Here is a 10,279-nt window from a genome sequence, read left to right as displayed (position 1 = left end):
TCGGATTAAATTTGCAATCTACCATAAAATTAATTTTTGTGTGAACTGTGGAGAAAGGTTAACAACTCAATCGAATTTTTGCCCAAAATGTGGGAAACCAATAAAGCAATTAAAAAGTGTTTCAAATAATGCTTCAGGAATGCGATTGACACAAAGAGAGCCTGCATTAAATCAAAAGGCGGCAGAACATTCTTCCATTTGGCAAAGTGCTACGACAGCATTGAATCATTACACCGGAGAAACCGGTCCGGTCAAACTTTATCCTTTTCGGGAAATAGTAACGAAGTTCGCGATTGAACCGTTCGTTGGTGCCACGTTCATTGGGGTGATAGGCATGGCAAAAATAAACGGGTATCCCGTAGCGTTTTGTCAGTGCTTGATCGCAAGGGAACCCTTTGCCGTGGTCTACAGTCACTGTTCGAACTGGGCCAGGAAAGTCTGCAATCAGTCTCGAAAAGCCCTTTAAAACCGCACTCTGTGACAAATTATCAAGCTTAGTTGTCGCTAACAAACAAGTAGCACGATCAACAACGGGTAAAAGAGCTGCTTTTGCCCCACGACCACTGCGAATTGTATCTATCTCTAAATGCCCTTTTTCAGCTCGTCGATTAGCTGACTCACTGCACTCATCAATTGAGGTTCCTACCAATGGGTTGTAGTGCGACCTAAGGTCTTGTTTTCTTTTGCGACGTTTGCTGTGATCAAAGAGTTGAGTTAACTGGAAGTCGATTTTTCTTTAGTAAATCCAACGATAAATCGTGTGTGGAGCACAATGAACGGTATGGATGACCATTTCAGGTGACCATCCTAATCGTAATTTTTCGGTGATCACACGATTTAACCTTAACGTTAAAATCGAGTGACGACCGCACCGATGTCGACAAAGATCAGCATGTTTCTGAGCTACAATGGCACTTTAATAGCCACCGGAACAACGGTGAAGCGGACAACCGAGAGCGACCTTAGGTCGTTGCAATGCCTTGAATAGAGCACTGTTGATTCTGCATAAGTTCTATCTTAGATCGCTCGACTAATGTTATAATGGTCATGAGACCTATTCTTCTTTCTAAATGACTTGTTATGCAAACACCATTTTAGCAAGAAAGGGCAGGCCTTTTCACTTTTTACAGATGGTAACTTTAATTATGCAATCTAGGCATCACCGAGTTCTCTATTCAGGCCGGGAAGATCTATCTCTCGCCAAGCATCGGCTGTTTTGATGGCCAAGTTACCAATTGGTTCATCGGAACCAGTCTAAATGCTAAACTAATCAATGTGATGCTAGAAGTGGCGGCTGAAGGCCTCCCACATGGTAGTCATCCCAGTGTGCACTCAGACCGTGATGTCCACTATCACTGGCCAGTCTGGATCGAACTGATGACTTGCTTCGAGTTGACCTGCTCGATGTCGAAGAAAGCTAGAACTCCCGATAATGCACAGGCGAAGAGCTTCTTTGATCATTTGAAGACGGAGTTCTTCTATAACCGAGATTGGTTGGGAAAGTTCAAGGAAGAATTCATCAGCGTACTGGCCAGCTATATTGAGTGGTATAACACCAAGAGTTGAAAAATTCTTTAGGAGGAAAAGGCCCGGAAGAACACCGTCATAGCAAGGCTGCGTGACGATTCGAGCCCAGAAAAACGTCAAGGCGCCCTTAATTGGGTAAAGGCTTTTTACGAGGTGATTTGATTTGACGGAAACCGGTATTAAACAGGAACGTATCCTAGGGCATAACAAACGCATAAATATTTTGGGAATACAGATAGACAAGCTCAATCAGAAGGAAACGATAGCCCTTGTTGAAAAATATGTTTTAAATAAGGAGCCGTTACATCTTATAGGGGTGAATGCAGATAAAATAAATTCTTCAAGAAAAAATCCTCGGCTCAAACAGATTGTGAACAGCTGTGGCATAATTAATGCCGACGGTGCGTCCGTTGTTTTAGCTAGTAAGTTTTTGAAGCAAAATTTGCCTGAGCGAGTCGCCGGGATTGATCTCATGATGGCACTTGTCGAACTGAGTGAGAAAAAACAATACAGTGTTTATTTGTTAGGTGCCAAAAAGTGTGTCGTTGAAAAAACAGCAAAAGAATTACTGAAGCGCTACCCTCGGCTCAACATTGTTGGTGTGGAAGATGGCTATTTCAAAGAAGAAGATTGGCCGCGGGTTTCTGAAAAAGTCAAACATGCAAACCCCGATTTTGTTTTTGTTGGGATTACATCGCCAATAAAAGAATATCTTGTTGAATTTTTACAAAACGATGGAAATCGTAGTGTCTTTATGGGAGTCGGCGGAAGCTTTGATGTCATTTCTGGCGAGATTCCACGCGCACCTCAGTGGATGCAGAAAACGAATTTGGAGTGGTTGTTTAGAGTTCTTCAGGAACCTAAACGGTTGTTTGGTCGGTACTTTAAAGGTAATTCCAAGTTTATCGGTAGTGTAATCAGAGAAAAATTTTCGAACAAATTGGAGAAAGTAAAGTGAAAAAAGTAATGTTAGTATTCGGCACTCGTCCAGAAGCGATTAAAATGTGTCCACTCGTTAATGAACTTAAAACGCGTAAAGACATACAAACAATTGTATGTGTTACAGGTCAGCATAAAGAAATGCTTACCCAAGTTTTGGAAGCATTCGATGTGGTTCCTGATTTTGATCTTTCGATTATGAAAAAGCAACAAACGTTGTTTGATGTGACCACTGCAATCTTGGACAAAATCAAACCAATATTGGAACGAGAAGAGCCTGATATTGTACTGGTTCACGGAGATACGTCAACAACTTTTGCAACGGCACTGGCTTGCTATTATTTACAAATCAAGGTTGGTCACGTTGAAGCAGGATTACGAACACATAATATTTACTCACCATTTCCTGAAGAATTTAACCGTCAAGCAGTTAGCATCATTAGTGAATATAACTTTGCACCAACGGAACTTTCGAGGCGGAATCTCCTCGAAGAAGGACGTGACCCTAAATCCATCTTTGTGACGGGCAATACAGTTATAGACGCGTTAAAGACAACGATTGACAAGAACTATACACATCCTGAGTTACAATGGGCAGAAGGTAGCCGGTTAATTTTGATTACTGCGCATCGTCGTGAAAATTTAGGCGAACCGATGAAAAATATGTTTCGAGCAATTCGTCGTGTTATGGATGAGCATGATGATGTCAAGGCAATTTATCCAATTCATATGAATCCAGCCATTCGTAGTATTGCTGACGAAATTTTGGGAGATGATGATCGAATTCACATTATCCCACCCTTGGATGTTCTCGATTTTCACAACTTTACCAGCCACAGCTATTTGATCTTAACTGATTCGGGTGGTATTCAAGAAGAAGCGCCAAGTATGGGTAAGCCTGTGTTGGTTATGCGCGACACCACGGAGCGACCTGAAGGTATTACTGCAGGCACACTAAAGCTGGTTGGGACAGACGAAGAAACGATTTACAATGAGTTTAACCGTTTGTTATCTGATTCCGAAGAGTATAAGGCGATGAGCCAGGCATCTAATCCTTATGGTGATGGAACCGCTTGTAAGCAGATTGCTGATATACTTGAGCAAGCATTGGTCTAGGTTCATCATCACTCGGAGAAGAGCAAATGGACAGTGAGGATATGAATGAAAGTACTGCATATTTCAAGAACTATGGGTCAAGGTGGCGCTGAAAAAATCGTTTATCAGTTATGTCGAGATAATTCAGCTCAAGAGCAGATTGTGGTCTCTTGCGGCGGAGTATATGCTGATAAATTAGAGCAGGATGGGATCAAACAATATAAAATACCGGATTTAGATAACAAGAATCCGTTCGTCATGCTTAAATGTCTTGCCTTAATCTTCACAATTGTTAGACGCGAAAAAATTGACGTTATACATTCCCACCATAGAATGGCAGCGTTCTACGCGCGGATTGTTGCGATGTTTCTTGGCACAGAACGAGTATACACAGCCCATAATGTTTTCTTTAACAAGATCAGATTACTGCAATTTGCATTAAAGGGATCCAGTATCGTGGCAGTTGGAGATGGTGTGAAACGAAACCTGATTGACACTTATGCGATTGATCCCGAACAAATAAGAACAATAAAGAACACTATTCGTAACACTCGCTCAAAACAATACAATCCACTTCTGACCCAATTGAGGGAGCAAGGTAAGATACTGATCGGGAGTATTGGGCGCTTATCCCGTCAAAAAGGTATGGATGTGTTCGTAAAGGCGTTCGGTATGTTACGACAACAACATCCTGAAAAAGATCTTGTTGCTGTGATTGTCGGCGAGGGCGAGGATCATGCAGAGTTAGAATCCTTGACAAAGATGCTGGGGCTTGAAAATTCAGTGCTGTTTTTAGGATTTCAAGAAAATGTTTTAGACATAATCACGCAACTTGATTTGGTGGTGTTGGCGTCAAGATGGGAAGGACTACCGTTGACCCCGATAGAAGTTTTTTCGCAGAAAAGGACAATGGTTTGCACTGATATTTCTGGAAACAACGAGATTGTTAAAGATGGTGTTAACGGCATACTCGTACCTGTAGACGCCCCTGAGTCACTGTCTGAAGGAATGTTTAAAATCATTGAAAATCCAACTTTAAAACAAACGTTGGAAAACAACGCGTATAAAACTTTTTCCAGCGAATATAATTATGATGATTTCATTAGTTCATATAACGAAGTCTATGAATTGTGTAAATAGATTAATAGGGATGATTTAGACGAAGGCGTTTTGTGAGGAGTTGAGAGCTTGGTACTGTCTGAAAGAAGGCCAAAAAAGCCTTTACGAGTTTTTTATATGGTTTACACCTTGACAAGCGGCGGCATTGAAAAATACTCAGTTAATTTGCTGAAACATATTGATAAGCAGAAATTTTCTTTGGATTTCATTACAAAGATAGATCGTAAAGAATTTTTCGATGATCAAGTTGCTTCGTTGGGTGGAAAGAAAATCCCCCTGTCGAGCGAAAAGAGTAGCGGAGTCAGAGAGATGTTCGAACTGTTCTGGAACGCATATAAAACTGCTCGTCGTGGCTATGACCTCGCGTACTTTAACTTGAGTACACCAGCAGCAGTATTTAAGTACCCACTGATTTGCAAGTTGGCTGGCATTCATAAAATTGTTATCCACTCTCATAACGCATCTGAAGACGGTGCCGGTATAGGGCACTCAGTTGTCAATTACTTGGGAAGAGCAGTGATTAATCGAATATCGAGTGAACGTTTTGCTTGTTCTGACAAAGCGGCACAATGGATGTTTGGAGGCAAGGTTGCTGAACAGGGACAGTATACTCTTATTCAAAACGGTATTGAGACGGTTAAGTATACTTATAATAAGGAAAAACGCGAAAAGATACGTAAGGAGCTAAATATTGGGCGAGACCATCTCGTTTTAGGCCATGTTGGTCGGTTTGCCGAGCAAAAGAATCATGAGTTTTTAATCGCAATCATGAAGGAAATAAGCAAAATTGATACTAAGGCTGTATTACTTCTGATTGGGGTGGGTGAAAAATTTGGTTCGATTCAATCGCTCGTTCATGAATATGGGCTTAATGATCGTGTAAGATTCATGGGAGAGACCGATAGAGTAGCTGATCTAATGCAGGCTATGGATGTATTTGTACTGCCTTCTCATTTTGAGGGTTTGCCTGTGGTTGCAATTGAAGCGCAGGCTTCGGGTTTAAAGTGCGTGTTATCGTCAAATATCTCGTTAGAAGCTGACGTGACCGGCAATGTTTCGTTTTTAGATTTAAATTTGGGGCCAAAAAAGTGGGCCAACTTTATTGATGAGGTTCGTGGCTATCAGAGGCAAGATACGTCCAAGGCTATTTGTGACGCTCAGTACGATATTCGTGAGACTACCAGATTAGTTGAAAAGAAGTTGACGGAAGTTTCTCGCTTTTAGGTGGAATTGGAGAGTGCGTAATGTCTGTGCTATTTGTTTTTTTACTAATTGAAAATATCCTAGAAAAATATATAGGAGTGTTTCAATATTCGGATGAACTCATTTCAATAGTACTGTTTCTTTTGATTCTGATTCGCCTTCCACATGCTAAGCTTCCTAAGACTATTGTTATGATTATTATTTTTTTCCTGATCACACTATTACTTGGAATATTAAGTTCTGCGTGGTTTCATATTCAACCAAGTAGGATAGCCGCTTTCAAGGACATCCTAGCGGTTAGCAAATTTTTCATTGTGTATGTTTATGCTGCTGCATTTGCATCGGACAAAAATGCAGAGAGAGAAAGGCGACGGATCCTTTCATTTTCAAGATTTTATATCTGGATTCTGGCATTTTGTGGAGTCGTAAATCAATTCGTCGATCTTGGAATGGGTGAAGGCTATCGAGGTCCCATAAAAGAGTATGCATTCTTATATACTCACGGCACCTTCATGGTCGCATCTGTTGTTGTAATGGCGGCTGTCTTTATTGCTAACGGGACAAAAAAGAATGCAGGATATATTGGATTATCATTTTTAGTCCTCGCGTTGAGTATGAGAACTAAGGCGTTCATTTTTATCGTGGCTGCGTGCACTCTTATGTTTGGATATCGTAAATCTGCTGTACAATCCAGGCGGAGCAGGGCGTCTAAGAACTCCTTACGCCTATATATGGTGTTAGCGATTGTATTAGTTCTGGTATATTTCATTGCCCGGAATAAAGTCGCCAGTTACTTGTCGTGGGGACTGGTTGCTGCTCGACCAGCGCTCTATATCGTAGGCTTTCAGATTATGTGTAATTATTTTCCTCTCGGATCTGGGCTAGGGACTTTTGCTAGTTCAATTTCGGGGAAGTATTATTCTCCATTATATTTTACCTACGGAATAAGCAATATCTCGGGTTTGAGACAATCTGAAGGGTTTAAGTATATGTCGGATACGTATTGGCCATATATCTTTGGACAATATGGATTAATTGGTATGACGACCTATTTACTTTCGCTATACTGTGTTCTCAAAGACATTCGCCGAGTCTTCCAGAGTAGTCCTAACGCCCTTTCGGCGGCACTATCCTTGTTTTTCTATGTGATTGCTAGTAGTTTTGTGGAGGCAGTGTTTACCAACGCTCCTATCGTGCTGATTGCGTTAACATTGGGATATTATCTAAGGATAAGTCGGGATCAGGAAACAAGCGGGACTGTTGTGTCTTGAATCAGTGTATGAATAAAAGATAAGGAGGAATCCATGGCAGACGGGAAAGTAAAGAAGCTTGCGAGTAACTTGGGAATTTTCGCTATTGGTAATTTGGGAAGCAAACTAATTAGCTTCATTTTAATTCCGATATTTACGCGATACATGTCCACAGCACATTTTGGCCAGGTTGATTTAATTACAACGACTGTTAACATGCTTCTACCCATAGTGGCATTGAGCATTGCTGATGCGGTGTTTAGATTCGTCATGGATACTGATGCAGATGTAAAAGCGATTTTTTCAACGAGTTTATCGTTTACCCTGTGTACGTTTCTACTTGCGATAGTTGCGTTGCCTCTCATGATTTTTTTCCAAGTGCAATACGCAGGATATTTGCTGGTGTATCTGGCATTTGGGTTACTTCAGGCTTTGTTTCAAAATTTCATCCGTGGGATCGGTTATGTACGTATTTTTGCGATGAATGGGTTGTTGAGTTCAGTTGTACTCGCCGTAATTGGTACTATAAAAATTGTTGTGTTGCGACAAGGTGTGGTCGGTTATTTGGATGCATTGATTATTTCGGCATTTGTCTCAGTGGTTTTTATGTTCTGTAGTGCACAACTATGGAAATTTTACTCGTTCTCAGGGAACAATGCCAAGCTACTCAAAACATTATTAGTCTACAGCGTTCCGTTGATTCCAAATGCATTTCTTTGGTTTTTTACCAATGATGCAAGTCGATTCTTCGTTGTTGGGTTTTTAGGATTAGCCGCAAATGGGCTTTACGCTGTCGCAACCAAAATACCTACTATTATCAACGTTTTCTACAATATTTTTTCTCAAGCGTGGCAAATATCCGCTGTGGAGGAGTATGAAAGTGATCAGCGAGAAAAGTTTTTTTCCAGTGTTTTTAATGCAAACGTAGGTTGTTCCGTTATCTTAATAGGCGGCATATTAATTTTTATTCGTCCAGTGATGACGATTTATGCCGGAGAAAGTTATTTTGAAGCGTGGAAAATAGTTCCAGTTTTGTTGATTGCTTCGTTTTTCTCAAATCTATCCAGTTTTTATGGCACAATTTATTTAGCAGCAAAAAAAACGGTTGGTATTATGAAAACAACGATTTATGGTATGCTTGCTAATGTCATCTTTAATATTACTTTGATTCCTTTAATGGGATTGCAAGGAGCTGGGATTGGTTCAGCATTAGGTTTTGCTTTTGTTACGCTGGTTCGCATGCATGACACCAAAAAGATGATAGAAATACGGGTTAATTGGGCACAAATGCTTGTTTCCATAGCTTTAATTTTAGGTATGACAGGTGTTCAAATTTTTATACCAGCATCATCGTACGTAACTGAGATCCTAGTCGGTTTACTATTTTCTTTAATTATAATTAACATACAATCCGTTATTAAAGTGAAAAAATTTAGAGGCGAGAAATGATATGACAAATAATATATATAATTCTATTCTAGTGTTTGATACGAGTGTTGTAACCGAGAACTTGGGGGATTTCATCATTATGGATGCGGTACGTAATCAACTGCACTCGATGTTTCCCAATAGTTTCTTCATCAATGCCCCGACGCATGAAACGGTTGGGATACAAACGCAGCAATGGGCAAAAGAGTCTGAGCTTAGTTTTATTGGTGGTACCAATATACTGACCAACCGTTTTAGAGGGCGCAATCACTCACAGTGGAAGTTTGGGTTTCGAGATGGTAAGAATTTTTCTGCGGTTGGCTTGGGTGTTGGATGGACTTCTTATAAGAAATACGACCGGTTGATGGATTGGCCACTTAATATCGCTCAATCTATGTTATACAAGCGTTCATTGTCACAAAAATATTTGCATTCAGTTCGTGATTCATACACGCAACATCAGCTTGAAAAAATGGGGATTAAGTCAATTAATACTGCTTGCGTTACTATGTGGGGACTGACTGAGAAACATTTAGCGGCAATTTCTTTAAAGAAAAGTGATCAGGTTGTTACAACAATCACTAACTATTACAAGACTCCAGAGTATTTGGCTTCCTACAAACAAATGCTTGAGTTGCTGTTAGATAATTATCGAGTTGTGAAGCTTTGGATTCAAGCAAAGGAAGATATTGAAGTATTCGTACGTTTGAACGTGGAAGGCGCGGATAGAATTCAATTTATTTCTCCGAACCTTTCTGACTATGATGAAGCTCTGTCTGAGGATACGGATTATATTGGTACTCGATTACATGCCGGCATTCGTGCGCTACAACATCAACGTCGAACGTTAATTGTGGAATTAGACAATCGAGCGAGGGAAATTGCAAAGGATACCAATTTGCCTACTGTCAGCTACCACAATATTGCAGCAATTTCTGATTTCATTAATGGGGAGCGCAAAATGGATATTCATGTTCCGTTTGACAAAATTAAGCAATGGAAATCCCAATTCATTTAGCCTAAAGGTTGAAAGTACGAAAATAGCCCTCAGCCCTTATCACGAAAGGCCTGAGGTCCAAAATAATACTTTCCCAGCTTTATCCNCTTTCCCAGCTTTATCCAGCACTGCCTAGTAGTCTCGCGAGACTACTAGGCAGTGCTTTTGTGAATTCTTCAAAAATGGTGTCCAGGGCTTCTGAAGACATGCCCATCTTTCTACCTAGACCACTAAGAGTTCTCATTAGCCAACTCAAGGCTTCAGCAACTGGAATATCGGGAAGCGCTCGACCATATTCAAAAAACAGATCACCGAGAGTGCGTTCGTCAATATTCTGGCGCTGGGCTAGCGCCAGAATATCATAACTCATCATAACTAACGCCATATGGCCACAAAGGCCGTCATAACTTTGGATTTGGGTCTGATCAAACTGCAAGTACTGTTTAGCCACCTTGAAATAGCCTTCGATTTGCCAGCGACGACCATACATTTGGATGATTTCTTTGGGCCGTAGTCCTATTTTCGTAGTCGCCAATACTAAATATTGATTCGAAGCACCACGATTAGAAACGTAGACTAATTTGACGGGCATTTCTTGCCCGTCTACTTCAAATTTAACAATCGGACTATAGAAATAATCATCACGAGTTGGTCGTTTACCACTACACAGGATTCTATAAAGGGTCTTCACATCCATTTGGATGTAAGCTGATTCCTGAGA

Annotated in this window: 8 protein-coding genes and 2 pseudogenes; 8 read left to right on the top strand and 2 right to left on the bottom strand. The window is 40.6% G+C overall.

The window, feature by feature from the left end:
* Positions 1-247: 247 nt before the first annotated feature.
* Positions 248-1,049 (bottom strand): annotated as a pseudogene (locus FD07_RS12835) (IS30 family transposase); the annotation flags it as partial.
* 109 nt (positions 1,050-1,158) lie between these two features.
* Between FD07_RS12835 and FD07_RS12655 the strand changes: the two are divergent.
* The 8 genes and pseudogenes from FD07_RS12655 to FD07_RS11020 all read left to right on the top strand — a co-directional run.
* Positions 1,159-1,622: pseudogene (locus FD07_RS12655) on the top strand (IS3 family transposase); the annotation flags it as partial.
* Between the two features lie 68 nt (positions 1,623-1,690).
* Positions 1,691-2,485: a WecB/TagA/CpsF family glycosyltransferase gene (locus tag FD07_RS11050; protein ID WP_020090216.1), complete on the top strand. Its 795-nt coding sequence runs from the start codon at positions 1,691-1,693 to the stop codon at positions 2,483-2,485.
* Positions 2,482-3,582, top strand: coding sequence for a non-hydrolyzing UDP-N-acetylglucosamine 2-epimerase (gene wecB / locus FD07_RS11045; protein WP_020090217.1), 1,101 nt, complete (start codon positions 2,482-2,484; stop codon positions 3,580-3,582). Before FD07_RS11050 ends, wecB begins: the two co-directional genes overlap by 4 nt.
* A gap of 45 nt (positions 3,583-3,627) precedes the next feature.
* Positions 3,628-4,701, top strand: coding sequence for a glycosyltransferase (locus FD07_RS11040; protein WP_020090218.1), 1,074 nt, complete (start codon positions 3,628-3,630; stop codon positions 4,699-4,701).
* 48 nt (positions 4,702-4,749) lie between these two features.
* Positions 4,750-5,904, top strand: coding sequence for a glycosyltransferase (locus FD07_RS11035; RefSeq protein ID WP_020090219.1), 1,155 nt, complete (start codon positions 4,750-4,752; stop codon positions 5,902-5,904).
* 20 nt (positions 5,905-5,924) lie between these two features.
* A complete protein-coding gene (locus FD07_RS11030; protein WP_020090220.1) occupies positions 5,925-7,154 on the top strand; it encodes a hypothetical protein in 1,230 nt (409 codons plus the stop codon).
* Between the two features lie 33 nt (positions 7,155-7,187).
* Positions 7,188-8,582: a lipopolysaccharide biosynthesis protein gene (locus tag FD07_RS11025; protein WP_020090221.1), complete on the top strand. Its 1,395-nt coding sequence runs from the start codon at positions 7,188-7,190 to the stop codon at positions 8,580-8,582.
* Between the two features lies 1 nt (position 8,583).
* Positions 8,584-9,579 (top strand): polysaccharide pyruvyl transferase family protein, encoded by a 996-nt coding sequence (locus tag FD07_RS11020; protein ID WP_020090222.1) that lies wholly within the window; start codon positions 8,584-8,586, stop codon positions 9,577-9,579.
* A 97-nt stretch (positions 9,580-9,676) separates the two neighbouring features.
* Here the strand turns inward: FD07_RS11020 and FD07_RS11015 are convergent.
* On the bottom strand, positions 9,677-10,279 hold a 603-nt coding region (locus tag FD07_RS11015; protein WP_156403286.1), incomplete at its 5' end, for a transposase.

Source organism: Levilactobacillus parabrevis ATCC 53295, from assembly GCF_001434055.1.
Taxonomy (GTDB): Bacteria; Bacillota; Bacilli; order Lactobacillales; family Lactobacillaceae; genus Levilactobacillus; species Levilactobacillus parabrevis.
Note: the sequence above shows the minus strand (reverse complement) of the source record. Positions and strands in the feature narration are given on the sequence as shown.